This is a genomic window from Marinomonas mediterranea MMB-1 (assembly GCF_000192865.1).
Taxonomy (GTDB): domain Bacteria; phylum Pseudomonadota; class Gammaproteobacteria; order Pseudomonadales; family Marinomonadaceae; genus Marinomonas; species Marinomonas mediterranea.
The window spans coordinates 1735953-1761787 of sequence record NC_015276.1; the positions used below are offsets into that span (position 1 = coordinate 1735953).

Sequence of the window (25835 nt, forward strand, 5' to 3'; positions counted from 1 at the left end):
TTCGAAAGTGCTTGTTTAAAAGCACTTGATTAAAAAGCCTTCGTTACAAATACCGCCGTTTTAAAATAATTGGTATCAACGTATTGAAACAGGGCAAACCACTCATTGAGTGGCTGGCTGGATACCTAGCTGGGCTGGATGCCTAACTTAGCTAAATAACTAGATAGCTAACCTAAATCGCCACCGCCAACGGGAAGAAGGGAACCTGTTAAGTATGAAGACTCGTCGCTTGCGAAGAACAAAATGACATTCGCCTGTTCCTCGGTTGAGCTATAACGACCCATTAACGATGAATCGATGGTTTGGTCGACAATTTCTTGATACCAAATTTTTTCTTGTTCGGACATTGCCTCTAGGTTACGGGGTATTTTTCGCTCACCGACATCGGTGCCGCCGGGTGCTACGGCGTTCACTCGAATCCCATGTTTAGCATTTTCAAAGGCTAAAGAAGCGGTCATGGCGTTAACGCCTCCCTTAGCGGCAGAGTAGGGCGTGCGGTTGATGCTGCGGGTCGCGATGGAAGACACATTGATTATGTTGCCCGATTTTTGTCTTTGCATCGTCTCTAGTACAGCATGACAACACCACAAAGTAGGGTAGAGTGAGCGTCGTATTTCCGCTTCAATTTGAGCTTCCTCATAATGTTCAAACGGTTTGGCCCAAATAGTACCGCCCACATTGTTAATTAAAATATCAATCCGGCCGAACTTTTCGACAGAGGCGTTTATGGCGTTGTGGCTGTCGGTAAATTTTTCTAAATCAGCAATAATAACCAACACATCTTCCGCACCTGCGGCTTTTGCTTCTTCCGCGACATCGTAAATCAGCTCTGAGCGATCCAGCAGTACTAACGTCGCATGTTCCTGTGCCATTTGCAGAGCCACTTGGCGACCAATGCTTTGTGCTGACCCAGTCACCACAGCTACCTTATTTTCGAAACGGGGTGCTCTCATCTTGTCCTCCTTTAATGGCTGCTCGCGGCGAATTTTTCATAGTAAAAGTTAACGGGTGTAATGTCTTTTTCGTTCATGAATTGACTCACTGCTTCGACCATAGGCGGTGGTCCACACAGATAAATATCCAGATCGCCATCGTTCAAATGAGACGGTGAAATATGTTGAGTGACATAGCCCTTTAGTGGCCAGTTACTCTCTTCAGATGCAACACAGGCACTAAAAGTAACCTGCTCCATGGTGGACGTCAGCGCTTCTAGCTTTTCCATTTCGACTAAGTCGGCATCGTGGGTAACGCCATAGATGAGATGAATCGGGTGATTTGTTCCTGTTGCCTTAATGCTCTCTAGCATGGCGAGAAAAGGGGCCAATCCGGTACCGCCCGCTAGCATTAACACGGGACGCTTTATATCGCGCAAATAGAAACTGCCAAAGGGGCCACTCAAAGTAAGGCTGTCGCCTATCTTTGCTGTTTCTGCCATAAACGTACTCATGAGACCGTTTGGCACCATACGTATCAGAAAGGAGGCGGCGTCATTTTCTTTTTGAACGAGCGAACTAAAAGAATAGGCGCGTTTTTGGTCTGTCTCTGGCACATGGACATTGACATACTGGCCAGGCAAGAAGTTCATCGACTGCACTTGATCGCCCGCGATGCTAAAACTGAGGGTAGAATCTGACAGACGTTTAATGTCGAAAATTGTCCCCGTAATGTCTTCTTGCGCACTGCGGACACACACTTCTGACGATGCTGGAACCGAAATCGCGCAATCGGTTTCTAATCGCATGCAGCAAGTTAATACCATTCCTGCTTCTACTTCTTCGTCGGATAAGGCATCTTCTATATAGCCTTCCATTTCAAATTGACCTGATTCAGATTTGCATTTACAGGTTCCGCAAGCGCCGTCGCGACAATCCATGGGGATGTTTAAGCCAGAGCGATACGCTGCGTCTGCAACCGTTTCTCCAGAAAGTGTTTGCACAAAACGGGTGACGCCGTCTTCAAAATTGAGTGCGATTTTATACATAGAAATCACCTTGAGCCCCTTTCATGGGGCGGCTTTTTGTTATTCTGTTACCTAAAATATACGGTGTTTTGAGTCCAAATTAACGCGGCGTTCGCCGTCTCGCTAAACGTGATAAACATCGATAACGTGGTGGATGTAGTCGTTTACCAAGATGATTTTCTTGCGCTTAATTTGTATTTGACCGTCTTCATTCGTGACCAAGGTGATAGACGTTGTACCAAAGTACGTGTCGACGGTTTGATATCGATAGCTGTTGGTGCACCAGTTGTAGCGAACCTCAGTACTGTCCCCTGAGCTGTTCATGATCTCGATATTATTGATCATATGGCTGGTTCTGGCTTCCGGCAGACTGGATGCGCTGGAGCGCTCGGTTTTGATGCGAAAAATACGATCTTCTAAACCGCCCTTGTGGGGGTAGTACATAAGAGACACTTCTCTTTGTGGGTCGGTAACAAGCTCACCGTCGTCGTCCCAACTGGGCATCCAGTAATCCACCTCAGGGTGGTAATAGGTTAGCCACTCATCCCATTGTTTGTCATCAAGGCAGCGAGCTTCCGCGTATAGGAAATTACGTACTTCATCGTATTGAATCGTCATGGTGTGCTCCTTATTGCTGCTCATTATCTTTTTGAATGGCACTGGTCATCGTCTCGACCCAATATTGATGCTGAGTTTTAAACAGGCCTTCGTCTTCGGACTTTCTACCGCTCAGAAGCGGGTTTAAATTAATCTTCTCTGCGGCTTCATCTGGCCCTTTCACCCAGTGCTCAGCACCCCGAGACAAATCATTCCAAGGAAGGTCAGACGCAAGAAAGCCTTGCTGACACGAGCGGAATTCTTCTAAATCGTCTGGTGTCGCCATACCGGAAGCGTTAAAGAAATCTTCATATTGACGGATGCGTTGAGCACGAGCGGTATCGCTTTCGCCTTTAGGGGCAATGCAATAAATCGTCACTTCCGTTTGGTTGGCCGAGATAGGGCGGAAGGTCCGAATTTGAGAGCTGAATTGATCCATTAAAAAGACGTTAGGGTAGAGGCATAAATTGCGAAGGTTAGAGATCATCCAGTCTGCTTTTTCGACACCAAAGTCTTTTTCAAGCGCCGCGCGGCGTTCTGCTAATGGCCGATCTTCGGGGTTAGGCCAGCGCAGCCATAGTAAAATATGACCCTGTTCAAACGCGTAGAAGCCACCTTGTTGCTTGTTCCAAGTGCTTGCATCCATGGCTTTGGTTTCATCTTCCACTGGGCCTAATTTACGTCGTGAAGTAGTGGCAACATAGTTCCAATGCACGGAAGACACATGATAGCCATCCGCGCCGTTTTCGGCTTGCATCTTCCAGTTGCCATCATAGGTATAGGTGGAGGAGCCTCTGAGTACTTCTAACCCTTGTGGTGATTGGTCGACAATCATATCGATGATTTTCGCCGCTTCGCCAAGGTGTTCGGTCAGGGGTTTAACATCGGGATTGATACTGCCGAACAAGAAGCCTCGATAAGACTCAAAGCACGCGACTTTTTTTAGATTATGCGAGCCATCACAGTTAAACGAAGCAGGATAACCCGCGTCTGTCGCGTCTTTTACCTTAATCAGCTTACCTGAGTTGTTGAAACTCCAACCGTGGAAAGGGCAGGTCATTACGGACTTGTTGCCTTTTTTTGTCCGACAAAGCATCGCGCCTCTGTGGCTACACGCATTGATAAAACAATTCAGCTCGTCGTCTTTATTGCGAGTAATAAAAATGGGTTGGCGTCCCATATAGCCAGTGAAAAAGTCGTTCTTATTTGGAATTTGGCTTTCATGAGCCAGATAAATCCAGTTGCCTTCAAAAATGTGCTTCATCTCAAGGTCAAACAGTTCTGGATCAGTAAACATATCTCGACGTGCGCGATAAAGACCTTTGTCTGTATCGACTTCCATCATACTTTTTATTTTTGTAATAAGTTCGTTATGCATTGTCATGCCCTCCTGATTTATAAACAGGTTAGGCTTTGAGATTGAGGGTCACTATCCAGCTTGTGTTTTTCTCTATCCTTTATCTGCAAAAAAGCGTTCAAGTTGAAACAATGGGCATATTAACAATAACACGGGGTGTCGAGCTCAACTTGTTTGAAGCGACTACTGTTTGAGTCGACTAGAAAGTAAATTGACGGGGCTGTGAGATGGCAGACAGAAGAGAGTTTGAGGAGGGAAAGCAGAAGGCGCGTTTTTTCATAGGTGTTGCTAGAGTCACAAAGTTCCCCTAACATAAAAATAACTAATAATAATTAAAAAATGGTCGTCAACTATGTTTGCTAATGCGCTAAGCAATGCCGTTATTTTTAATCAGGCTCATCCGCTAGAAGTATCAGACTACATAAACAGCCACATTGGACATCATACTTTGTTGCCTGAGTCTGTTAGGGATTCAGACGAATTCTGCTCTCAACTAAAGCACCGAGATTTTGCTGAATTAGGCCTCTCTTCCATCCATTATGGTAACGAAGTTAAAATTCACTGTGCGGATTTGAATGACATTTACCACTTTCAAGTCGTCACCCGTGGACAATGTTGCTGGCAATTTGAAGAAGAATCTTTACTGTTAAAGCCAGGCCAAGCGTTGATGATGAACCCACACGAGAAAATGGATATTTCTTACTCTGCTGACTGTGAAAAAATCATCGTCAAAGTCCCCCAAACCTTTATTCGAGATCTGTGTTTAGAGCAAAATAGAGTGATTTCAAGCTCCGGGATTCTGTTTGAACGAAAGGTCATTGAATTAGACAAGTCGTTGGGTTTTCTCAGCCTGATGGGCGCGATCTTACACGAAGCAAACGACGCGGAACTCGATTTATTGCAGATGCAATTGCCTTATCGTGACCTGCTTATTCGCAAGCTATTTCAACAGTTCGACAATAATACCCCAGCTCTTTTAGATTCAGACCCAAACGACCGAAATTTCACCGCGTTACTTCAACATATTGAAGAAAATATCAAAGAGGATATTGGAGTAGAAGAGTTGGCAAACGTAGGGCACATCAGCGTTCGAAAGGTCTATAACCTATTTGCCAAGCACTACCACATAACGCCAAAAGTCTTCATTAAACAATCTAAACTAAAACACCTAAGACAAGAAATCATCACAAACAACAACATACGAAATATCACCGAAATTGCGCTGGATTATGGCTTTTCCCACCTTGGGCGCTTTTCGTCTGATTACCGAAAAATGTTTTCAGAGCTGCCTTCTGAAACCCTAAAGCGTCGATAAGTAAACCCGTGAATAAGAAAGGGACTTCTTATTCTGCCTGCCTTGATATCACCTTCCTTAACTGAGTTGTTGTTTGCTGAGTCAGTGCTTGGTGAGCTGTCGTTTGTTGAATTCTAGGTTGCTGTGTCGCACTGATTATCTCAATTGAGATATGACGTTTTTAATTCAACCAGTTCAAACATCAATAAAGGTGATTTATCCGATGGCTGCATTTTTTGGATAGCGTTCTGCACCTATTGGCTATTTATATTGTCTGGTCTTCTCTTTAATCAATAGCGTCTAATAATAAATGCTTTGTAGAGGCCAAGAATGAAAAATAAAAATAAGATTCTGAATACTGCTTTATTAGGAATGTCGCTTGTCAGTCTCAGTAGCTCCGTGATTGCCGCTGATCAGGGTCCCATTAAAGTTGGTGTTATGTTGCCCTTTAGTGGCGTCTATGGGGGGCTAGGTGAAGCGACTAGAAATGGACTGAAAATGGCGTTACAGGAACACGCTGAGGATCTAAAAGGGCGTGATATTGAATTCATCGAAATGGACACAGAGGCAAAACCTTCCCGAGCGCCCGAAATCGCGAATTCCTTGTTAAATAAATCTCATGCCGATTTTATTATTGGTCCGGTGCATTCCGGCGTCGCGATGGGAATGATCAAAGTATTGAAAAAGAAAGACACGATTATGATCATTCCAAATGCAGGGGCGAATGCCGCAACAGGGCCATTGTGTGCGCCCAACATTTTCCGAACGTCTTTTTCCGCTTGGCAGCCTTCCTACCCGATGGGCAAAATCGCTTTAGAGCAAGGATTTAAAAAAGTCGTCACTCTGAGCTGGAACTACGGCTTTGGTAAAGAAAGCCTCGATGCATTTGAAGAGTCCTTTACCTCTGGTGGGGGCGAGATCGTTAAGAAAATGCTGATTCCTTTTCCAAAAACAGAATTTCAATCCTATTTATCTGAAATCGGCTCTATTCAGCCCGATGCGGTCTTTGTCTTCTTTGCGGGCGGTGGCGCGGTGAAGTTTGTTAAAGACTATGACGCGATGGGCTTGAAAGGCAAAATTCCATTGCTTGGTGCAGGCTTCTTAACGGAGGGAACCCTTGCTGCACAAGGTGATTCCGCTGAAGGTGTGCTCACGACACTTCACTATGCTGACCCGCTCGACAATGCTGAAAACAACGCATTTCGTAAAAATTACAGCGAGAAGTTTGGTAAGCCTTCCGACTTATACGCGGTGCAGGGCTACGATACTGGCTTGATGATAGCCAGTGCAGTAAACGCACTAAATGGTGATATTAGCGATCAAAAAGCGCTGATTAACGCCTTAGAAAACACCAAAATAAAAAGCCCACGTGGCGATTTCACGTTCTCCAAAGCGCATAACCCCATTCAAAATGTCTACCTTCGTCGTGTTGAAAATGGCGAAAACCAAGTCGTAAAACTGGCGGCGCCGGACCTTGAAGACCCAGCCCGTGGTTGCTTGATGTAAAAAATTTTAGCGGTTTACGTTGCTTTAGAGGGGTTGAGTCACTTTTCTTAAGTGCTTTTGACGCGGCCCTAAAGCAACGATCAAACAACTTAAAAGCAATTCTTAAACAAAGAGTTTCTTCTTAACGTGGTAGGTTTTTTTGATGGATAGCACACTTTTTTTCGTGCAGCTGATCAATGGTCTTCAGTACGGGCTGTTACTTTTCTTGATCGCTTCCGGTCTTACATTGGTCTTTGGTGTCATGGGGATACTGAACTTGGCTCATGGTTCAATGTTTATGGTTGGGGCCTATCTTGCTTGGTATTTTGTTCAGCAAACAGGCAGTTTCGCCGCCAGCGCGGCGATCTCCGCTGTCATTGCTTTGTTAATCGGTTTTGTCGTAGAGCGAACGCTGATTCGTCGCTTGTATAAACGGAATCATCTCGATCAAGTCTTGCTCACGATTGGGATGATTTTTGTATTTAACGCAATGCAGGGGCTCCTATGGGGCAATGATCCTTTGGGCGTCGATGTTCCAGAAGCACTGTCCGCCTCTATCCCTTTGACAGGCATTATCGAATATCCGGTTTACCGAATTTTTGTGGCCTTGTTCTGCGTGGTGGTCGCGGTGGGCATGTACTACGTGATCAACAAAACACGCTTAGGCATGTTGATTCGCGCCGGTGAATCTGACCGAGAAATGGTCGAATGTTTAGGCATCGATATCAACCGACTTTACACCATTGTCTTTGCAATTGGCGTCATGCTGTCGGCGGTAGCGGGTGTTGTCGCGGCACCGATCAGCTCGATTGTGCCCGGTATGGGTGAACATATCTTGATCACCTGCTTTGTGGTGGTGGTTATCGGTGGCATGGGATCGATCAAAGGGGCATTTATTGGTGCGCTCATGGTCGGGCTGGTGGATACCTTTGCGTCCGTTTTAGTCCCCGAGCTTTCCAGTATGATGATTTATATTTTCATGGCCTTCATTCTTTTAATAAAGCCTCAAGGTTTGTTTTCTTCTTAATTTGGAGGTGTGGTTATGTTGTTGAATAAACGGGCCGAGCGGCTGTTTGTCTGGGTGTTTTTTCCATTAGCCTTGCTGATGCCGATGTTGCTTGAACAAAACGAGTATTACGTAAACAAGCTAACGACCATCATGATTCTATCGATCTTTGTCATGTCACTCGACTATCTAGTCGGCAAGTGTGGGTTAATTACATTGGGTCACGCGATGTTTTACGGCTTAGGCGGTTATCTTTTTGTGATGATCGCGCCTGAGTACGAAGCAGTGAATTTTTGGGTATATACGTTTTATATTTGCGCGATTTCCAGCTTAGTCGCCTTTGTTATTGGTTTTTTAGTGTTACGCACCAGTGGCATCTATATGATTATGATCACCCTCGCGTTTGCACAAATGACGTTTTATTACTTTTCTGACTCCATTGATTTTGGTGGTACCGATGGTGTGTTTGTTTACGTTAAGCCAGAGACCAGCATATTTGGATTAAGCCTATTTGATTTGGACAATCCAACCCATTTTTACTACCTCTGTTTGCTGTCGTTATTTAATTCTCTGCTCTTTTTTAAAGTACTGATTCGGTCTCGATTTGGCCGACTTGTGGACGCTATTCACGTGAACCCCGGACGCACTGTTGCGTTGGGCTATAACATCTTTGTTTACCGATTGGTGAGCTATGTGATTGCCTCGGCATTGGGCGCTTACGCTGGGTATTTATTCACCTTGCAGTACGGTTTCGTCAACCCTTCAATGCTGTCTTGGACAACCTCAGGTACCGCGCTTGTTATGTCGATTCTAGGCGGAATGGGCAGTATCTACGGGGCGATTTTAGGAACACTGGTATTTGAAGGTTTGCAGTATCTTTTAGAGCACGTAACCGAACATTGGTTGTTGTTTATGGGTGGGTTGATCATCACTATGGTGATGGTCTTTAAAAAGGGCATTGCTGGCTTCTTAGAGGACCTTGTGGAGAAACGTGATGGAAAATAATGTCATTCTAGAAACAGAGGGTTTATGCAAATACTGGGATGGACTGAAAGCGTTAGATGATTTGTCGTTAGAATTTTATGACAACCAGCTTCACGGCATCGTGGGCCCAAATGGCGCAGGAAAAAGTACATTGTTGAATATGCTATGTGGTCATTATAAACCGACCAGTGGCAAGATCCTTCATCGAGGAGAATCGATAAGCTCGATAAAACCGTTTGAATTTGCTCGTCGCGGCATTGGGCGCAGTTTTCAAAAAACCAATATCTACAACAACACGACCTGTTTGGAAAATTGCTGTGTCGCCGTGCAGCGCTTAATGGGCGGCAGCTTTAATCTGTTTCGTTCGCGATACTCTCAGAAAATGCTCGACGAGATCGCAACCCAAGCCTTAGAAAAAGTCGGGCTAGGTCTGCGTCGTGATCACATCGCATCACAAATAAGCTATGGCGAGCAAAGACAGCTCGAAATCGCCATGGTATTGGCAACCTCGCCAGAGGTTTTATTACTTGATGAACCGATGGCTGGCATGGGGCATGAAGAATCACAGCTGATTATCGAATTGCTTAGTCGTCTTAAAAAAGAGTACTGCATCGTATTGGTTGAACACGACATGGACGCCATTTTTGAATTGTCGGACCAATTGACCGTCATGGTAGACGGGCAGCATTTGGTAACAGGAAGTGTGGATGAAGTAAAAGAGGATCCGCGTGTAAAAGAAGCCTATCTTGGGCAAGGCGACGAGGTGTATTGATGAGTAATCTATTGGAAGTAAAAAGTCTTCACAGCTTGTACGGTGAAAGTCATGTGTTACACGGCGTTAGCTTTTCGCTGGATCCCGGCCAAGCCCTAAGTTTAATGGGGCGAAATGGGATGGGAAAAACCACCACCTTAAAATCCATTTTAGGTCTTGTCACCCCCCGAAGTGGCACCGTGTCGTTTAAGGGAGAGAACATCACCGATCTTGCCACTTGGCAGCGTATTAAGCGAGACATTGCTTACGTCCCAGAAGGTCGAGGAATGTTTCATAACTTAACCGTTGACGAGCATTTGCAAGTGGCCGCTCGAGCCAATAATCAAGGAGAAAATGTGTGGGACTACGACCGAGTACTTGATACATTTCCTAGGCTAAAAGAACGACTGTCAAATTTAGGCACACAACTGTCCGGCGGCGAACAGCAAATGTTAGCGATAGGTCGAGCGCTTGTGACCAACCCAGAGCTATTGATACTCGACGAAGCAACAGAAGGGCTTGCGCCACTCATCCGCAAAGAGATTTGGGACGTGATCCGAACGATAAAAGACAGCGGCATCTCGACCATCATTGTCGACAAAAACATTCAAGTACTACAAGGGCTCTGTGATCGTCATGTGGTACTTGTCAAAGGGAAAGTCGTCATGAACCTCGACGCAGAGCAATTGCAGTCTAACTTTGCTGAAGTTGAGGGGTATTTGGGGGTGTGATGGTGTAGGTTTTATGTATTGTCACCGAATAGCGCAAAGGTCACGGGTGAGTTGATATATACGGCAATCTTGTGGGTTACGCCAATGTTAGTCACTTTTCCAAAGCCTTTAAAAAGCAATACGGCTGAAGTAGGTCTACTAGATCAAGGTCTATCGCTGAGCGCCGAGATGCGTTATAAGGTAGTCGCCTTGTCGCTATGATTGACGAGCTTTTGATAATCAGGTGACGTTTTAAGAAGTTCCGTGTGCGTTCCGACCGCGATGATCTGACCTTTATCCATTAATACAATTTGATCTGCATACCGAATGGTATTGAGCCGATGCGCGATCATCACGATGGTTTTTCCTTCATAGCTGCGATGAATATTCTCTAGCACGTGTTGCTCGGTGGTTTGATCAAGCGCAGAAGTCGGTTCGTCTAATAAAAGAATGTTTGCGTTACGCAGCAAGGCTCGGGCAAGGCCTAAACGTTGCTTTTCACCACCTGATAAAAACAAGCCGTTTTCTCCTATTGGGTGATTCAATCCATCGGGCAAACTATCAATGAATGTATGTAAGCCAACCTTGCTCAACGTTGACATTAAAATGGAGTCACTGGCGTTTGGGTCTGCGATGAGCAAGTTTTCTCGGATGCTCCCACTGAATAATTGTATATGTTGGTCAACGTGCAGTAAGTTTTGGTAAAGGTGGCGAGAACCAATATCGTCAATATTTGTATTATCAATGCAAACCTGACCGCTTGAAGACGGTTGAAAGCCTGCTAATAGGCTCAATAACGTACTTTTTCCACTGCCTGAGGCACCGACGATGGCGAAGAAGCTCCCTTTGGGAATGTTAAGCGATATATTGTGAAGCGTGGGTGGGTTTTGCGCGTAACAAAAAGAAAGCTGCTGAACTTGAATATCAAAATGTTCAATATGTTGACCTTCCAATGCTTGAGTCGGGAGCTGCTGTAGATCAAATAACGCTTTCGAGGCGGTGGTTAATACAGCCAATTCGGGTATCAACATACTCAATGTATGCTGTATTTGCATCATGTATAAGCTTAATAGGGCGCACATTAGCCAGATAGTGAGATCCAGTTCACCGCTTGCCGTGATCAAAGCGCTGGCTAACAAAAAGCTTACTATCCCTGCTTGTGCGATAAGCCCTGGTAATTGACTTGTTATACCGCCCGTTTTTTCTATCTTCAAGCCAGATTGGCGTAAAGCCTGTAGCCGGTTAACCAAAGGAGAAAGCAATAAATCAGTCACGGCAAAGTGTTTTAACGTAGTAAGTCCATGAATGTATTCAAACAGTTGACTGCTTGTTTGAGCTTGTTCGTGGCTATCTTCCTTAATGGAGGGGGTGAAGTAGCGAGACAACCAATAATACAAAGCGATGGCAATCGGGAGTGGTGCAAGAACAGAAATCGCGAGAATAGGAGCAAGATAGGCGACTATTATGACAAGGACGATTAGACAGAGAATATGCGCAATGACATCCGCGAGAAGGTGCGAAAACACTTCTTCAAACTGTTTAAATTGAGTCGTAAATAACCGTTGCCATTGACCGGCGCGTTTGCCTAGTAGAAGGTTCAGAGGTAGGCGACGTAAGTGATCAAGCAAAATACTCCGCAGAGTATTGGTGGCCTTATACGACTCTGTGAAATTTAAATAGCCACCCGCCTGCGCGCAAACCCACTTTAGTATTAAGGCGAAGAGCATTGCCACAACGATGACTAGAAAGGTCTGTGAATCCATCGTGTGTTGTGAGCTTAAAAGCCACACCACAAGCAATAACGGCAGTAAATCTATGAGCTCTTCGAGAACCTTGAGGCCAATGCCTAGATTGAGCGAGCGGTATGAAATATGGTTGGCGTTCAGCAGTTTTAATAAATGCATCATAGTGTTGTTTCCTCTACGTTACTGAACGGTTTTGTCAATGTTGTATCCGGTAAAGACAAAGTGAAATCGCAGTAGTGCTGAGTCGTTGATCTGTGTGAAATGAGGATTTGTGTCTGATCTGGAAAAATATCGGACAGCGTTTCTAATAGATGTCGTTCTGTGATGCTATCTAAATGAGACGTGACTTCGTCCATAATGAGAATCGGGGTGTTTCTGAGTAAGGCACGAGCCAATCCGATGCGTTGCGTCTCACCACCGCTTAACAATCGACTGGCTTCCCCTATATCAGTATCGAGTCCATTTGGAAGTTGTTCAATCACCTTTCTAAGCACGCAAATATCAAGTACTTGATAGAGAAATTGATCCGAGGTGTGCTTTACTCTCTCAAGTAGAAGGTTGTCTCTTAGGGAGCCTCGAAACAAAAAGGTATGTTGTTCGGCAATGGCGATCCATTGTGCTCGTTGCGCTTCACTGCATTGATCTAAGCGGTTGCCATCCAGTGACCAGTAGCCTTGTTGCAAGGATAACGCACCCATTAAGCTTTTTGCTAACGAGGACTTTCCGCATCCAGACTTGCCCGTTATGGCGAGGCGTTGCCCTTTTTTCAAGTGAAAGTTGAGGTCGCTGATTAAAACTCGTTCGCCAATGTTTAATTGAATGTGTTCGGCAGACAATTTCCAGTGCGTTGGCGTGGGCAAGCGTATTGTATGTTTCGCCGTGGCTTGAAGTAATGGCAAAAGCTTATTTAACGCGTCGAAAGCGTCTAACGTTTTCCCCTGCATTTGAGTGGCTAATAGCCAAGGCTTCATTAGCGCAAGGCTGAGAACGCTCACCAAGACAAGCTCAATCGTGTTTATGTTTTGTTGGTGCCAAAACCAAATCGCAGAAGGCACGGTCACATACACAGAGCTACGAGACAGCGTCGTAAACAAGCTCCAGCCCCGTATTAGCTGTCGAGTATACGACATCATTAAATCATGGTGCTCTTTCATTGCATGGTCGAGCTGTAACAGAGAAGTTTGATCTTTGAGGAATTGTTTTAATACCGCTGCCCCTTGAACGAAATCAAACACCGCCTGATCAATACGAGAAACGCTTTTGTTGTACTGAGCTTGTCTTTTAGGAAAATCTCGCATAATACGACGTTGCAATAACAATGCGATGGGCAGTGGTGTAAGAGCAATTAATGCGAGTTTCCAGTCTATCCACGCGATCAACCCAATAAAGAGCAATGGCTGAATAACCAAACAAAAGGTCTCAACGCCATAATGCGCAAGTAACAACGTGAGTTTGTTTGTATCACGTAAGACGCTTTTTTCGATGTCTGAACGGTGCCATTGGGACAGTTTATCCAGAGGCAGTGTGGTGATGTGGCAAAGCGTGACTTCTCTAATATTTTGCACAACGCGGTAAGCTGCTAAATGGCAAAGCCAGTAGGCCGAACTTAACAGGCCCAAGCGCGTTATTAATAACAGAGCCATTAGTCCCGTTAGGATAAAAAGTGTATGAGGCGCATGTTCTGCAACGGCATTGGCAGCGAGCATCATGATCACATAAACAGACACCTCCGCTACGCACGCCGCAACAGCAGTCAACAAGCCTAGCGAAAAACAATTTTTTTCGGCTCGAATCAGTGACCAAAGCAAGGAAAAGTGGCTGTCAGTATTTAGTCCACGAACCGTATGCGATGATTTATTATCGCGTGATGATGGCATAGCTCATCTCCGTTTATCCAAGTATGTTTTCTTTATTCAAGAAACGTATCCCTAGCCTACTAGAAAGCGGGAAAGTGAGTTTTTGATAAGCGGAATATTATTAACGGAAAGCGGAATTCAAATAGCGAAATACAAATAGGAAAGTCGTTTTTATGATTGAACTGGATGGGTAAGCGATTCTCGATACAGGCGAGGAGATACCCCCATTTCACTTTTGAATAAGGTCGCGAAATATGCGGGGCTCTTGAAGCCAATTGTTTGAGCGACTTCGCTAATGGGTATGTTTTCGGCCAACAATCGACAAGCTAATGTTAGTCTTGCTTTTATAAGCCACTGGCGAAATGTCGTACCGACTAACGCTTTAATATCGCTCTTTAGATAGGCTTCGTTTGTTTGTGCCATACGAGCTACTTTTGCTAACGGCCACTCTTGATCTAAGGTATTTTCAACCTGTCTTAACGTCGTTACGAGAGCAAGCATACGCGCATGAACCTGAGGCGTAACGGTTGTTTGGGGGCACTGTTTGGTTTTTTTGTGACGGGGCTTATGACGGTCATAAGCAGAGTTGACATAAACAGAGCTATCAGAAAGAGAGGTGTCATAAATGGGAACGTCGATAGCATCCTGCTCCGCAGCCTTACGTCGTAGATGTAGAAATAATGCCATTACTTCGTGTGCTTTGGCTTTCAAAAACAGCTCTCTTTCTAAACCTTGATATTTACAGTGCCAAACAGCGTCACAACAACGAAATATGTCTAATGGCACTAACCCTAGCTCGGCCAGACGTATTTGAGGAACCGATTGAATAAATTTTGCTTTGTACCGAGGTAGTATTTGAGGTTCGTTTAGTGTTTCCAGCGGCACCATAATAGACAGCATTTGTAACCAGCTGCCTTTTGGGAAAAACATCGGGTCGTCGCAATCTCCCTCAAGAAGCGCCATCATATAATGATGGCTGAAATCTTGTTCAGCATCCATTCCTTCAATCTGTGTTCGCCCCTGACATTGTCCTATAACGGAAATATACAGTCCTGGTTTGTGGGTGTTGTGAATCAGTGTATCTTCATCAAACTGATGGCTCACGCATCGAGCCCAACTGTCTTCGGTTAGATTGACGCGTTCAAACGCTGCAATCTCATCAACGGTAAGAGTTATCATGGCCTTCCTCGTTCAATCATGACGTTAACCTATATATGATAATAAGAATTATTATTATTTTATAGCTTTGATTGTGTAACTTTACATATAAGGTATTACGAGCAGGGGGATTCAAGACTATGAAGGGCTATTAAGTCGAAAAAAGAAGTAGAAAAAGTCAAAAATCGATGTGAAAAACCGCGTTCTTGAGTGGTAAATGAGCATTTGAGTCCATCTTTAACACTGTATTGAAGCGTGCAGTAGCTGTGTAAATATCTCTTGTGTCATAAGTTGTTGATATTATTATTTATATGTCTATAATGCCTACCATCTTATGAACGCGGTTCTTAAGACATAATGGTTTATATAGCGTGTTCTAAATAAGCTATAGAAATGGAGCGGTAGTTCAGTTGGTTAGAATACCTGCCTGTCACGCAGGGGGTCGCGGGTTCGAGTCCCGTCCGTTCCGCCATTTCTTTTTTCATCCTCATGCACCAATCAATGTATTTTCATTTTCTCGCGCCTTCTCAGATTAGATCAACGAGTCCGCATTGAATTATCCATTATTTTTCCTTTTGAACCGTCTAATACGCCGTGGTTTTGTGATTTAATTAACACAGATTATTTTACACGGTATACCAATATGAAGTTGTTTAAAAAATGGAGCCTAGTGGCGGTCATCATGGGCTTGAGTATGTCGGCTTATGCAGAGGATTCGTGCACGCCTAAGTTAACCAAATACATAGAAAGCTTAACCAAGAACACAAAAAACCAATACGTTTCGGCTAAACAAAGAGAAACGTCGCAAAACTTGTTAAACAAGATTGCACGATTAAAGTCCGACACTCGCAATAGTGACTGTGCCGTGTTCGATAAAATGTTTCCGTAAATGGCGTTCTAATTGAATATCTTTTGCTGATAACTAGCCGCTAAAAACGAAAAAACCGCTCGTATTTTTAAGAATACGAGCGGTTTTTTATTATCTTATGTGTCAGTTAGGCCGTTGACGTTAGAAGGCCATGTTTAATGCCAGCGATATCACTTCAGCCGATGATTTGTAATCAGCATTCAGTGCGCCGCGAACGTAGTCTTCTTCAAGTGAACCGGTTCGATTAAGGTTTACATCTTCCACTTCGACATGAGTGTAAGCGAAAACAAGAGACGTATCTGGACTGAATCGATAGGTGCCACCAACAGAAACCCAATCGCGGTCGCCATCAGGCGTACGTGCTGAGCGATACTCATCTTTTACTGGAGAGTAATCTTTTGCGATCCCTGTTCTAAGCGTTAAGTTTTCAGTCACGTCATACGAAACGCCGATTGAGTAAAACCATTGATCCTCAAAATCAAATGTCAGTACGGAGTCGCCTTGACGGCCTGGGTTTTGACCTTCACCAAACTTAATTCTCATTTCATCTAGGCTTGACCAACCTGTTCGAATCGCTGAAATGCCCAATTTGAATTTAGAACCGAAGTCTTGCTCTAGGCCGATTGATAAGACAGATGGGAAAGTGAGCTCATCGTACAAGTAGGCATTTTCGATATCTCTAGTCGACTCAACGGTTGGGTCAATATTCGAATATTCTGCATCGCCTTCAAACGTAAAGTCGATTTCGCTTCGATATCCCACGCCAAAACGAGTACCTTTGAGAGGTTCTAACATGAAGCCAACGCTGTAACTTAAGGCAACATCATCACCTTCTAGTTTTCCGTAGCCATCTCCAGTACCAAGGCCTAGATCGGTAACGGCAGCATCAAGCCTTACATTTGCTTGATGTATATGAGTGCTTGCCCCAATTGAAGCCCATTTGGTGAGCCGTTGAGCGATGGAGAAGCTTAGCGCGATATCTTGAACACCTGTTTTTGCAGAGTGGTACCTACCTGCCCAATCGTCGCCATACTCGCCAGATAAACCGAAAGGAGCGTTTAATGAAACGCCGAGTACGGTTCCTGTTTTAAAAGGAATGGCAAAGTATAAGGCGGGGATAATGGTCTCATCGACAATGTCTCCGCTTGGTTTTCCATCACTTGTAATGTCAGTCGTCGTTGTTTCACCCGTTCGTTTAGTAGCGGAGTTAACTGTGACGTCCATTTCCGGTAACAAGTAGGCTCCAGAAACGTAAATACTGGTTTTTTTTGCGTTAGTGAAAAGCGCAGGGTTCCAAAAACTGTAAGACATATCTGTATTAGAAGCGGCTGCGCCAGCCAATGCATTACCTGATGCTGTCGCTGAGTGGTCGTTCAGAGCAAAACCTGCTGCTAGACTCGCACCTGATAAGGTCATTAGGCTTGAAATGAAAGATGCTCTAATCGCCCAAGGAACTGCTTTGTATATTAGTTGCATTCTAGACTCCAAATTTTTGTGATTATTATGCGTATCCATAGATTTCAACACCCTTTACTGGATTACGTTAGAGTTAGTGATATCTAGAAGCTGGCCGTTAGATTTTAGAAATGTAATGACTTGAGTCTGCATTTCGACTGTTGCCGCAAGTGCTGAGCTAGCATCTTGAGTTACATTTGTTACTTCGCTGGAATTGAGAAGAGAAGTATGGTGGCCAACTAAAAACTTGGTTGCTGCCTTCAGTGCAGAGCCTGTTTGGTCTGTGCTGTATGTTGTTAGACCAAGTGATGAAATTAAAGCATTGGTTCCACCAAGCGGAAAACCATTGGACGATGTCGAGTTCGGCACTACCTGATCTGATAAATTTGTTCCGTTCCCGACAATCTCTGTGACCAGTACAGGTGTAGAGCTACTCACATTTGCTGCCCACGCAAGTGAGTCACCGGAGTCAATTGCCTGCTGGGCACCCGCGACAAAAGAGCTGAGGAAACTAGAATAGGCGAGTTCTGCAAGTCTGTCATAGGTCGTTTTTTGACTTGATGTACCGTCTCTAAGTGCCTTTAGCTCTGTGCCTGTGTAGCCTAATAATGGCGCAACAGATTCTGCAAACCCATCGCTAGCCTTGAGGGCTGTTTTTACGGTAGGCCCAAACTCATTAGAATACCCCATAATAGGTGCCGCTTGAGTACCACCGACAGTTAAAACAGCAGAGTCGAAATCTAGTTTAGACTGGTCGCCATCGAATACATCTGATGCACCGAGAACACCTGTTCCAATGATACTTCCAAGAGAGACACCCAGTAGTGATACTGAGTTACCGTCAAGGTTGAAGCTACCGCTCGCGTAAGAGCTGGTATTTGTTAATGCCATTCTTAGTGACAAGTTATCTGAGATCGACTGCCTTAGATTGTCTCTTACTGTTCTCAATGCACCTAAATTAGCGAAGACCAATGAGGAACCGTTGGCATAAGCTCCACCGTTATCAGAATCGGTTGCGGAAATGTCATAGACATTATCATTATCGTAGTCTACGCTACGAGCACCGTGTAAAGGAAGATCGATTGAAACCGTTGCAATACCTTGTGCTGCAAGGTTACCTGCGATGCCTGCAACCGTTTCTTTGAACGATGTAATACCATGCACATACAATGCAACAGGCCAGCCAGAGCTTGGCATTGTGCCATCTGGTACGGTAATAAACACCTGTACAGAATCATCAGACTGTTTTAAAGGGTTGTCATCGGCTGGTCTAAGTGTGCCGCCGTCTGAGGCTTTCCAGTTACTGGTAATCGCATCACATGTTCTGGTTGCCTGTAGTTGTGTTTCGCAGGTTGAATTACCCTCTGGCGTGTCTAAGAAATAAGGTACTGTTAGGCTGCCAAAGTAAACCGTAGGGTCATTGGAGCTAGTGGCTGCTGCCGCTTCAGCCGAGCTGCGGCCAGATGCAACGAGGAATGTACTGAGTTTACTGTCCGAGATCGTGATGTTATTCAGACCAAATGCGGTTTGAACGTCAATCACTGAGCTTATCTGAGGCGCTGCAGAGTCAATCTGATCCATCACATGTTGCATCACTGGTGAGACCGATTGCGTAGTAAACTGAGTCGCATAGATAATACTATCACCACTACTAACGTCACTTGAGAATTGACCCTCTGCATTCAGTATGAGCTGAGCAAGCGCGGTCTGAGTCGCAGTCAAAGCCGTAGGTGCGGTTTGAAACGTTGTTTTTAGCGTTGTGTAAGTGGATGATGATTCCACTGCACGGCCGAGAGAGTCGGTAACATTATCTAAAACGGCAACGTAATAAGTTGTGCTTTCTTTAAGCGCTTTCAACGGAACAATTGTAACGCCGGAGGATGTTGCCTTTGTTATGAAGTCTGTTCCATAGGTTAAGCGACCACCGTCTTTTTCTCGAATCAATACAGCATCGGCCGCTGCGACTGAATCCGATTTTAGGGTAATGCTCCCATAGGTTTTGCTTGGAAAGGACACGCCAACCGTAAAAGGAGAGCCAAGGCCCCAGCCGTCGAGAGATCTCAATGAATCATAAATATCGCCAGACGACGTTATGTTAGATAGTAAACCGGTAGTTGAGTTTTTTAAGATGTCTGTGGGAGTGGAAAGTTTGCCATTCGTTGGATCGAACGTAACATACGACTTTGGCGTTTCTTCAACCGTTTTGTCGGTTGCAGATTGATCGATGGAATCACTGTCTATCACGCTATCGTCACAGGCTGTCAGTAAGGCAGCGCTGCATATAATGCATGCTAACAAAGGCTTTTTCATTTTAATCTCTCTTTTTATTTTTATACTGCGTTTGCTGAGATTAGAGATATTACGTTTATGTATCTCATAAGAACGATTTTATACTCTTGCAGTATAGGAATAAAATTATTTTTTTGCATTTACAATATAGAGCGTTTTTACTATCAAATATCGTTATTAATTGTAGTAAAAAGGCTACTTGTAACCTGTGGGAATGGACGAGTTTTCGGGCGGTTTGCGTGTGTCATTTTAGTAAACCATACGCAGTTCTTTGGCTTTCTCATGACTGTTTTCGGTCCATTCCTCAATGGGAGAGGGCTTTCCGAAGTAATAACCTTGGAGTGTGTCACATCCCAGTGATGTCAATAATGTCGCTTGATCCTTGGTTTCAATCCCTTCTGCAATCACCTTCATATTTAAAGATTTCGCTAATGTTATCGTCGATTTTACGATATCAATGTGACGTACATCTTGTGGCAACGGTGAAACAAAGCGTCGGTCGATCTTAAGTATATTGGCAGGAATATCGACTAACTGACCTAAAGAGGCTTGTCCCGTACCAAAATCGTCTATGGCGATGGAGTAGCCGTAACTTGATAAAGCTCTTAAACGCTTATGGATAAGTGGATTAGTCATCACTGGACTGGTCTCAGTGATTTCCAGTTCCAGCATATCACCTAACCAAGGGTGTTCCGCTGTGAGCGACATTAGCAAGGCAAAAAATGCGTCGTTCATTAACTCTTGACCAGCCAGGTTAAAAGCAACAGGCGTTTGAATGTGTTCGTCATTCCATTGCGCAAGAATGGACACGAGTTCTTGAAGGAGGTTTTCGGCGAGTTTTGGCAATAAGCCCAAATCTTCGGCTATTTTGATAAACACCACGGGAGAAACAAAACCGCCATCGTCAGTACGCCAACGGGCAAGGGCTTCGAAGGAGCGGATTTGTCCATCAGAATGAACTTGTGGCTGTAGCCAGATATCGATTTCGTTGTTTTGGATCGCTTGAACAAGTTTCAAACCAATTTGATGCTCTTCCATCAAGTTGTGTTCAAGTTCTCTGTCGTAGTAGGCAATGCGGTCTGCGCTGGTCGAGTATTCGAGCGCCATTTCACAATGCTCAAGCAGGTCTTCCGCCGTTGACTCATCGTTATTTAAGTACACAACGCCGACTTGATAATCCATATTAAGTTGATGACCATCGATGCGAAGCTGGCTAGGAAGCGCCGAATTGATCAAAGTAGATAGGTTTCGCTGTATTAAATACGTTTGGCCAAGCGGTAAGAAGCACGCAAACTTAACGCCACGTAACCGAGCCAAAATAGTTTGGTCAGACAAACGAGATTGAAGAGATTTAGCGAAATTCAGAATAATACGGTTGGATTTGTCTTTGCCATATTGTTTATTCAACAACTTAAACTGGCTGATCTTAATGATGACCATGGCTCCAGTAAAATGGTTGCTTTGTGATTTTAAGCGTTCGTTTACCAATTTACTGAAGTAGAAATGATTCGGCAGTCGTGTCAGGAGGTCAAGCTGAGATAATCGAGAGTTGGTTAGCTGCGTACTTTCGAGTTCTTGAGTTAGTGCCTTAAGGTGCGTCGTATTTTGCAGATGAAGAACATAGTGTCCGTGGTTTGTCAGTTGCGAACGGTGTACTTCAATGGACATTTTGCTGTCACTTTTTAAGAGGCACTCTGTCGCGTTGCTTTGCCAGAAGAAGCGATTGACCGAATCACTGATCGGCTCCAACCATTTATTTATCGACGAGCCTTCCAGTCGCTTTTTATTTTTAGCACTCAACAGCTCACCGGCTTGATTATTCAGCCTAAGGATTCGGCCTCGCTTGTCACACAAAAGTGTCGGAGTACCTGTGTGCTCAAAGATTTCTTCATAAAGCAGGTTATTGCGGTTCAAGCGATGATACATTTTCTGCATATGCTGAGCGTTAATCTCAAGAGCATATAAAACCCGCGAGACAGCAAGCGGAAGCGCCACATTCAGTAAACCAAACACCAGTATATTTAATAGAATGGCGACTTGAAAGGGCAAGCTTACGAGATTGTCATTAAGCAGATTGATCGAATAGAGGAGCGTACCGATATTTAATAGGCTGGCAACCAGAGCATGTCTGAAACTGAAGAAGAGCCGAATGATAAGCGGCAAAGAGTAAAGCGACACAATGCCGAACTTAAACGCAACGACTTCGCTCTCCTCAAATAGGAAAAACAAACCGATGCCAAAAAGAAGCAGACAAAAGCCCCCAGCCGCAAGCTTGGTTTTGGTGCAGCTAAGATACAACAACGCGCAAAGCACCCCAAAAGATAGGGTGCTTAAAACGGCATAGCACAGCGACTCGTTCATGTCGCAGTATAGCCAGCTTTGTATACTTAGCCCTGCAAAAACGACCAACGTAAAAGATAAAAAAATACGTAAGGCACTTTTTTCGAACGCACTATTGTGGCTTCGAAGGGCTTGGTTATTAACCAAAAAAAAGCGTTTCAGATACTCGACAAACATTTATATACAGCTAAGTTAAAACAACATCGGCCTTCCGGTAGAAAGGCGAAACTAACCATATCGAAAAAAATGCTGCGTGACTATCAATATCGAGCAATTTTTTTAGCCATAGCGATGTAAATTTATTTGCCGCAGGTGATTGTCCCAAGAAACGTCAACATTATGATTTAATTGAGAAAAGCTTGAATCCAACGGCGCAGAGAGCCATTGCTTTCCTGTTCCACTAGTGAGCATGAATGCACCGACTTGGTCCGTTTGGCTCACGCCACATACATCACGACAATTATTTACGCCCAAAAATGAGCGCTCATTTATATTCCAGTAAGCGACTAAGTTTCCACGAGGTGTACTGATAGCTAATAACTGACCAGACTTGTCAAAGCAAACGCTGCCACAGTATTGCTTAAAACGTTGTCGTATTTCCTCTGGCATGGGCAAATGCTCGATCTTATCGCTATTCAAAGAAGAGATACCGACCAAAGGAACCTGATCCCATTTTTCACCTTGATACTGAAAACCAAGCGCCACGATACCTTGCGGATTTACATCCAAATGTCGAATGCTTAACTGATGAAGATCCTTACCATTGTCGGCGGACTGAATCACGGAGCCGTCTTCAAGTGATAGATAGGTGACATTGGGCGCCATAGTATCCAAGTTTAAAACATCGCGATCATGGGCGGGATGCGTTTTGAGGCCACCATTGGCAATGACAAGTGTGTTGTTATCCAAAAGCACGGATTCATGAGGGCCTATACCGTTACTTTTGTATTCCGCAATAATGTTTGCATCGGGCCAGCTTCGAATAACAATGCGGCCTTCGCCGGTAGAAAAGTGGTTTTCCTGAGAGATAACACGGTCACCCGTCTTATTGAAAATAGCATGGCCGTAGAAATGGTGCTTTTCCGTTGGCTCGATTCGAGCGATTCGGTCGCCTGAAACCACCTCGAAAAAGTCCATATAATAGCCTGGCCTCCGAGCGACAATGCCAATCACGCTTTGTGTCGGGTGAACAACCGGAGCATGGGCTCGATCCAGTAGCGCTTTTTCCCAGATCATCTTGCCGTGAGCGTCGAACAAACCGAAATAGTGTGATTGTTCTAATTCTGCATTGCGTCTACTAAAAGCGGAAAGAAACAGTTCTTGATCCGTGGTCATAGAAGCAAACGCAGTTTGCCAGGTTGGTAGTGCAGCGAGCCCGAGAAGGCTGCCATTTAAAGCGCAGCCTTTTAAAAAATTACGTCGATTCAGCATGACGATTAATCCCCGTCGCGGCTATTAAACCCAATCTGAAAGCCTAACTCCGTCACAACCTTTGTCAAAAGGGTTTGAGACTGAGAAATCGACGACACCAATGGACGAGCCAGCGCCACTTTCTCTTCATGGGATAACTGATTTGAAAAGTAGTTATCAGGTAGGTCACCTACCAATTCTTGGTTTTTGATCAACTGCTCATCTAATGCGTTTGCCGTTTCAGGGTTCTGCTCAAGTGCTACAGCAAAGAGAGACGGGTTGCCTGAATGATACAGAGCTTGATACGAGGTCAAATTAGTGCGCATAGAAGCAAGTGCAAGGTCACTGCGATAAAACTCAGCAAATTTAGGCTTAGGTTTACCTTTATAGCCGATTGGTGTTTCAAGTTTTGAATCTTTCACGACCGACATGTGTTCAAGCCATTGCTGGATCACTTGCTCCATTGCCAGCTTGTCGGCTGTCTCTGTGCTGCCTTCTTCCATAAAGACCCAATCAGATACCGCGCTGTCGCTCCATTGTTTGTAAACCGACTGCGTGGTTTCAGCATGGTGCTTCGCGATTGATTCTAACAAATGGCAATCAGCAGGTTTATTCACAGGGTTAAAATCAGCTCGGTATAAAAGTGACTCAATTGCTGTTAAACCACGAACCGCGATGCTGGCAGCTTTCCAGAATTTAGGTTGATCCATTACGCTAGGATCTTTCTTCAAGGTGCGTAGTTGTCGTTGAGTGACGCCTTTTTTATCTGGCCAATACTGGAACGCGTAATAGCGCATGAAATAGGTAACAGGGCCAAAATTCAGCCATTGAATGGCTTGCCAATCATCAACGTTTGCTGCAAAAAGATCTTTAGTTTTAGCAAGGGCGGAAGCGGAAGGGGACTGACAAAGTGTTTCAATTCGGTTAGATAAAGCCTGACTGCTGTTTGCAAACGCTTGATAACTTGGCGCGATTTGATCTTCTTTGATCCCAGATAAAGTGGACTTCCAATCATCAGCAAACGCGTTTGTACTAAAAATAAGAGATGCGGTCAGCGCGGTGGTCAATACATGAGACTGCCTGTTCTTTTGACGACTAAATAACATGGTTATAACGACTCCAAAAACGTCATGAATAGATTTCGTTCGGCTTTATTAAGTTCTTTGTAGGCCTCTTTATGAGGCTTAGCCTCGCCTCCATGCCATAAAATAGCCTCTTCAATCGTTGCCGCTCGACCGTCGTGAAGAAACCCTTTTCGTCCTGATACGGCTTCCGATAAACCGATACCCCACAGTGGTGCGGTACGCCATTCTGTTGGCTCAGCGTTGAAAACCGGAAATTCGTTCGCCAATTCTGGTCCCATGTCATGCAAGAGTAAATCGGTAAATGGGTAAAAACGGCGACTTTTCAAAACATCGTATTTTGCGTCTGTGCCCGACGTCATCTTAGGAACGTGGCAACTGCCGCATTCGAGCTTATCAAAAATGGCTTTGCCTTTTACAAACCAATCTTTGTCTAGGTTCCTCATTGCAGGTGGACGAGACAGCGCGACAAACTCGTCAACTCGATCTGCCTGAAGGTGTCCAACTTCCAAATTATCAATGTGGGGCGTGTTGCCATTCGGCGCCTTAATGCACTTAACTTGTTGTTGTGTGCAACCGCCAGAAGGTGCTGGAAACAACGGGGTGGATAAGCCTAAATCCCCATTAAACGCAGATTGATTCTGATGGGATAGATCAGAAACATGCGCTTTATGACCAAAGCGCCCCAGCACGCGTGTTCCATTCTCATACACCCAATTGGCTTTTCCGCTGATGCCATCGTTGTCTTGGTCATCGGCATCTTCATTTGCCAAAATGGTGTCATCATCAATGGCGTCGATTAACCCCATACCAACAAGCGGTGGTGTGACGCGTAAAGAGATCCCTGTAGTTGGCTCAAACTCGCCATAGTGTTTCGCTGTCCATTTAATAGAGGGCTTTCTAAGCGTGACCTGAGTTCCGTCACTAAAAGTTTCGACCTTTGTATTCCAATGTATGGTGTAGTCGCCTTCGGAAGGCACCGCAGACGACCCTAATTGCTGAAATTGACGACCGTACATCGCATCGCCAAGAATTCCTGTCTTAGGGCTATTTTTATTGCCTAAGCGAACAAAAAAAGAGGGGACTTGAGAGCCAAGCTGACCTTCTTGTGGTGCGTGACCACGACCTCCATTCATGTGACAACTGTGGCAAGAGCGAGCATTAAAGATAGGCCCTAATCCATCACTTGCGGTGGTTGAAGAAGGTGATGGGACCCAGAATCGCTCAAACAGACTCCGTCCTAGCTCAAAATCTAATTTCTCTTCAGCGGATAATCCAGAAAGCGGAGTGGTATAAGACATTTTTTCAGCGTTAGCCGAAAACGATAACATCGCCGATAAGGTAACCAATAGCGCTGGGGCAGCAACGCTTACTGCATCGACACTCAGTTTATAGAGGTGGCGAGACAGAGAATGATCTAAACATTGGTTGTGCATGTAACGGTCCACTTAAAAACAACAAAACCGCGAGGAAGACATTAGTCTAACC

At 44.7% G+C, this 25835-nt stretch carries 20 protein-coding genes and 1 tRNA gene; 8 read left to right on the forward strand and 13 right to left on the reverse strand.

The genetic code is table 11. The features are described from left to right. Positions 1–167 precede the first annotated feature (167 nt). From MARME_RS07905 to benA, 4 genes are all read right to left on the reverse strand, one after another. Positions 168–953: a 1,6-dihydroxycyclohexa-2,4-diene-1-carboxylate dehydrogenase gene (locus MARME_RS07905; RefSeq protein WP_013660727.1), complete on the reverse strand. Its 786-nt coding sequence runs from the start codon at positions 951–953 to the stop codon at positions 168–170. Between the two features lie 11 nt (positions 954–964). Beyond that, positions 965–1981: a benzoate 1,2-dioxygenase electron transfer component BenC gene (gene benC, locus MARME_RS07910; RefSeq protein WP_013660728.1), complete on the reverse strand. Its 1017-nt coding sequence runs from the start codon at positions 1979–1981 to the stop codon at positions 965–967. 102 nt (positions 1982–2083) lie between these two features. Beyond that, positions 2084–2578: a benzoate 1,2-dioxygenase small subunit gene (gene benB, locus MARME_RS07915; protein WP_013660729.1), complete on the reverse strand. Its 495-nt coding sequence runs from the start codon at positions 2576–2578 to the stop codon at positions 2084–2086. Positions 2579–2588: 10 nt separating this feature from the next. Then, positions 2589–3935: a benzoate 1,2-dioxygenase large subunit gene (gene benA / locus MARME_RS07920; protein WP_013660730.1), complete on the reverse strand. Its 1347-nt coding sequence runs from the start codon at positions 3933–3935 to the stop codon at positions 2589–2591. A 331-nt stretch (positions 3936–4266) separates the two neighbouring features. Between benA and MARME_RS07925 the strand changes: the two genes are divergently transcribed. From MARME_RS07925 to MARME_RS07950, 6 genes are all read left to right on the forward strand, one after another. Then, entirely contained in the window at positions 4267–5229 is a 963-nt protein-coding gene (locus MARME_RS07925) for an AraC family transcriptional regulator (RefSeq protein ID WP_013660731.1), read from the forward strand. 309 nt (positions 5230–5538) lie between these two features. Beyond that, positions 5539–6714 carry an ABC transporter substrate-binding protein gene (locus MARME_RS07930; RefSeq protein WP_013660732.1) on the forward strand — a complete coding sequence of 392 codons (1176 nt, stop codon included), beginning with the start codon at positions 5539–5541 and terminating at the stop codon, positions 6712–6714. 142 nt (positions 6715–6856) lie between these two features. After that, positions 6857–7720, forward strand: coding sequence for a branched-chain amino acid ABC transporter permease (locus MARME_RS07935; protein WP_013660733.1), 864 nt, complete (start codon positions 6857–6859; stop codon positions 7718–7720). Between the two features lie 15 nt (positions 7721–7735). Next, complete coding sequence (locus MARME_RS07940; protein ID WP_013660734.1) at positions 7736–8704, forward strand: branched-chain amino acid ABC transporter permease; 969 nt, start codon at positions 7736–7738, stop codon at positions 8702–8704. Then, positions 8694–9455, forward strand: a complete 762-nt coding sequence (locus tag MARME_RS07945; RefSeq protein WP_013660735.1) for an ABC transporter ATP-binding protein — start codon at positions 8694–8696, stop codon at positions 9453–9455. The genes MARME_RS07940 and MARME_RS07945 overlap by 11 nt, the downstream gene beginning before the upstream one ends. Beyond that, complete coding sequence (locus tag MARME_RS07950) at positions 9455–10165, forward strand: ABC transporter ATP-binding protein (RefSeq protein WP_013660736.1); 711 nt, start codon at positions 9455–9457, stop codon at positions 10163–10165. Before MARME_RS07945 ends, MARME_RS07950 begins: the two co-directional genes overlap by 1 nt. Before the next feature lie 173 nt (positions 10166–10338). On the opposite strand, the gene MARME_RS07955 is transcribed toward MARME_RS07950, so the two are convergent. The 3 genes from MARME_RS07955 to MARME_RS07965 form a co-directional block, all read right to left on the reverse strand. Continuing rightward, positions 10339–12051, reverse strand: a complete 1713-nt coding sequence (locus MARME_RS07955; protein ID WP_013660737.1) for an ABC transporter ATP-binding protein — start codon at positions 12049–12051, stop codon at positions 10339–10341. Then, positions 12048–13766 (reverse strand): ABC transporter ATP-binding protein, encoded by a 1719-nt coding sequence (locus tag MARME_RS07960; RefSeq protein ID WP_013660738.1) that lies wholly within the window; start codon positions 13764–13766, stop codon positions 12048–12050. Before MARME_RS07960 ends, MARME_RS07955 begins: the two co-directional genes overlap by 4 nt. A gap of 150 nt (positions 13767–13916) precedes the next feature. After that, on the reverse strand, positions 13917–14924 hold the full coding sequence (locus MARME_RS07965) for a helix-turn-helix transcriptional regulator (protein WP_013660739.1): 1008 nt from the start codon (positions 14922–14924) through the stop codon (positions 13917–13919). A 374-nt stretch (positions 14925–15298) separates the two neighbouring features. Here MARME_RS07965 and MARME_RS07970 point away from each other — a divergent pair. Both MARME_RS07970 and MARME_RS07975 read left to right on the forward strand, forming a co-directional pair. Then, positions 15299–15375 (forward strand) — tRNA-Asp (locus tag MARME_RS07970). A 171-nt stretch (positions 15376–15546) separates the two neighbouring features. After that, complete coding sequence (locus MARME_RS07975) at positions 15547–15792, forward strand: hypothetical protein (protein ID WP_013660740.1); 246 nt, start codon at positions 15547–15549, stop codon at positions 15790–15792. Positions 15793–15912: 120 nt separating this feature from the next. On the opposite strand, the gene MARME_RS07980 is transcribed toward MARME_RS07975, so the two are convergent. The 6 genes from MARME_RS07980 to MARME_RS08005 form a co-directional block, all read right to left on the reverse strand. After that, complete coding sequence (locus tag MARME_RS07980) at positions 15913–17247, reverse strand: OmpP1/FadL family transporter (RefSeq protein WP_013660741.1); 1335 nt, start codon at positions 17245–17247, stop codon at positions 15913–15915. Between the two features lie 54 nt (positions 17248–17301). Further along, a complete protein-coding gene (locus MARME_RS07985) occupies positions 17302–19536 on the reverse strand; it encodes a lipase (RefSeq protein WP_013660742.1) in 2235 nt (744 codons plus the stop codon). 228 nt (positions 19537–19764) lie between these two features. Then, a complete protein-coding gene (locus MARME_RS07990) occupies positions 19765–22032 on the reverse strand; it encodes a putative bifunctional diguanylate cyclase/phosphodiesterase (protein WP_013660743.1) in 2268 nt (755 codons plus the stop codon). 102 nt (positions 22033–22134) lie between these two features. Continuing rightward, the gene (locus tag MARME_RS07995) at positions 22135–23286 is read right to left on the reverse strand and encodes a DUF1513 domain-containing protein (protein WP_013660744.1); all 1152 of its coding nucleotides are present in this window, start codon (positions 23284–23286) and stop codon (positions 22135–22137) included. 5 nt (positions 23287–23291) lie between these two features. Next, the gene (locus MARME_RS08000) at positions 23292–24371 is read right to left on the reverse strand and encodes an imelysin family protein (protein WP_013660745.1); all 1080 of its coding nucleotides are present in this window, start codon (positions 24369–24371) and stop codon (positions 23292–23294) included. A gap of 2 nt (positions 24372–24373) precedes the next feature. Beyond that, positions 24374–25783 carry a di-heme oxidoreductase family protein gene (locus tag MARME_RS08005; RefSeq protein WP_013660746.1) on the reverse strand — a complete coding sequence of 470 codons (1410 nt, stop codon included), beginning with the start codon at positions 25781–25783 and terminating at the stop codon, positions 24374–24376. Between the last annotated feature and the right edge of the window lie 52 nt (positions 25784–25835).

What these genes read in the sequence shown, in the direction of transcription:
- MARME_RS07905 (WP_013660727.1), bottom strand. Translation starts at nt 953, where the DNA reads ATGAGAGCACCCCGTTTCGAAAATAAGGTAGCTGTGGTGACTGGGTCA.
- benC (WP_013660728.1), bottom strand. Translation starts at nt 1,981, where the DNA reads ATGTATAAAATCGCACTCAATTTTGAAGACGGCGTCACCCGTTTTGTG.
- benB (WP_013660729.1), bottom strand. Translation starts at nt 2,578, where the DNA reads ATGACGATTCAATACGATGAAGTACGTAATTTCCTATACGCGGAAGCT.
- benA (WP_013660730.1), bottom strand. Translation starts at nt 3,935, where the DNA reads ATGCATAACGAACTTATTACAAAAATAAAAAGTATGATGGAAGTCGAT.
- MARME_RS07925 (WP_013660731.1), top strand. Translation starts at nt 4,267, where the DNA reads ATGTTTGCTAATGCGCTAAGCAATGCCGTTATTTTTAATCAGGCTCAT.
- MARME_RS07930 (WP_013660732.1), top strand. Translation starts at nt 5,539, where the DNA reads ATGAAAAATAAAAATAAGATTCTGAATACTGCTTTATTAGGAATGTCG.
- MARME_RS07935 (WP_013660733.1), top strand. Translation starts at nt 6,857, where the DNA reads ATGGATAGCACACTTTTTTTCGTGCAGCTGATCAATGGTCTTCAGTAC.
- MARME_RS07940 (WP_013660734.1), top strand. Translation starts at nt 7,736, where the DNA reads ATGTTGTTGAATAAACGGGCCGAGCGGCTGTTTGTCTGGGTGTTTTTT.
- MARME_RS07945 (WP_013660735.1), top strand. Translation starts at nt 8,694, where the DNA reads ATGGAAAATAATGTCATTCTAGAAACAGAGGGTTTATGCAAATACTGG.
- MARME_RS07950 (WP_013660736.1), top strand. Translation starts at nt 9,455, where the DNA reads ATGAGTAATCTATTGGAAGTAAAAAGTCTTCACAGCTTGTACGGTGAA.
- MARME_RS07955 (WP_013660737.1), bottom strand. Translation starts at nt 12,051, where the DNA reads ATGATGCATTTATTAAAACTGCTGAACGCCAACCATATTTCATACCGC.
- MARME_RS07960 (WP_013660738.1), bottom strand. Translation starts at nt 13,766, where the DNA reads ATGCCATCATCACGCGATAATAAATCATCGCATACGGTTCGTGGACTA.
- MARME_RS07965 (WP_013660739.1), bottom strand. Translation starts at nt 14,924, where the DNA reads ATGATAACTCTTACCGTTGATGAGATTGCAGCGTTTGAACGCGTCAAT.
- MARME_RS07975 (WP_013660740.1), top strand. Translation starts at nt 15,547, where the DNA reads ATGAAGTTGTTTAAAAAATGGAGCCTAGTGGCGGTCATCATGGGCTTG.
- MARME_RS07980 (WP_013660741.1), bottom strand. Translation starts at nt 17,247, where the DNA reads ATGCAACTAATATACAAAGCAGTTCCTTGGGCGATTAGAGCATCTTTC.
- MARME_RS07985 (WP_013660742.1), bottom strand. Translation starts at nt 19,536, where the DNA reads ATGAAAAAGCCTTTGTTAGCATGCATTATATGCAGCGCTGCCTTACTG.
- MARME_RS07990 (WP_013660743.1), bottom strand. Translation starts at nt 22,032, where the DNA reads ATGTTTGTCGAGTATCTGAAACGCTTTTTTTTGGTTAATAACCAAGCC.
- MARME_RS07995 (WP_013660744.1), bottom strand. Translation starts at nt 23,286, where the DNA reads ATGCTGAATCGACGTAATTTTTTAAAAGGCTGCGCTTTAAATGGCAGC.
- MARME_RS08000 (WP_013660745.1), bottom strand. Translation starts at nt 24,371, where the DNA reads ATGTTATTTAGTCGTCAAAAGAACAGGCAGTCTCATGTATTGACCACC.
- MARME_RS08005 (WP_013660746.1), bottom strand. Translation starts at nt 25,783, where the DNA reads ATGCACAACCAATGTTTAGATCATTCTCTGTCTCGCCACCTCTATAAA.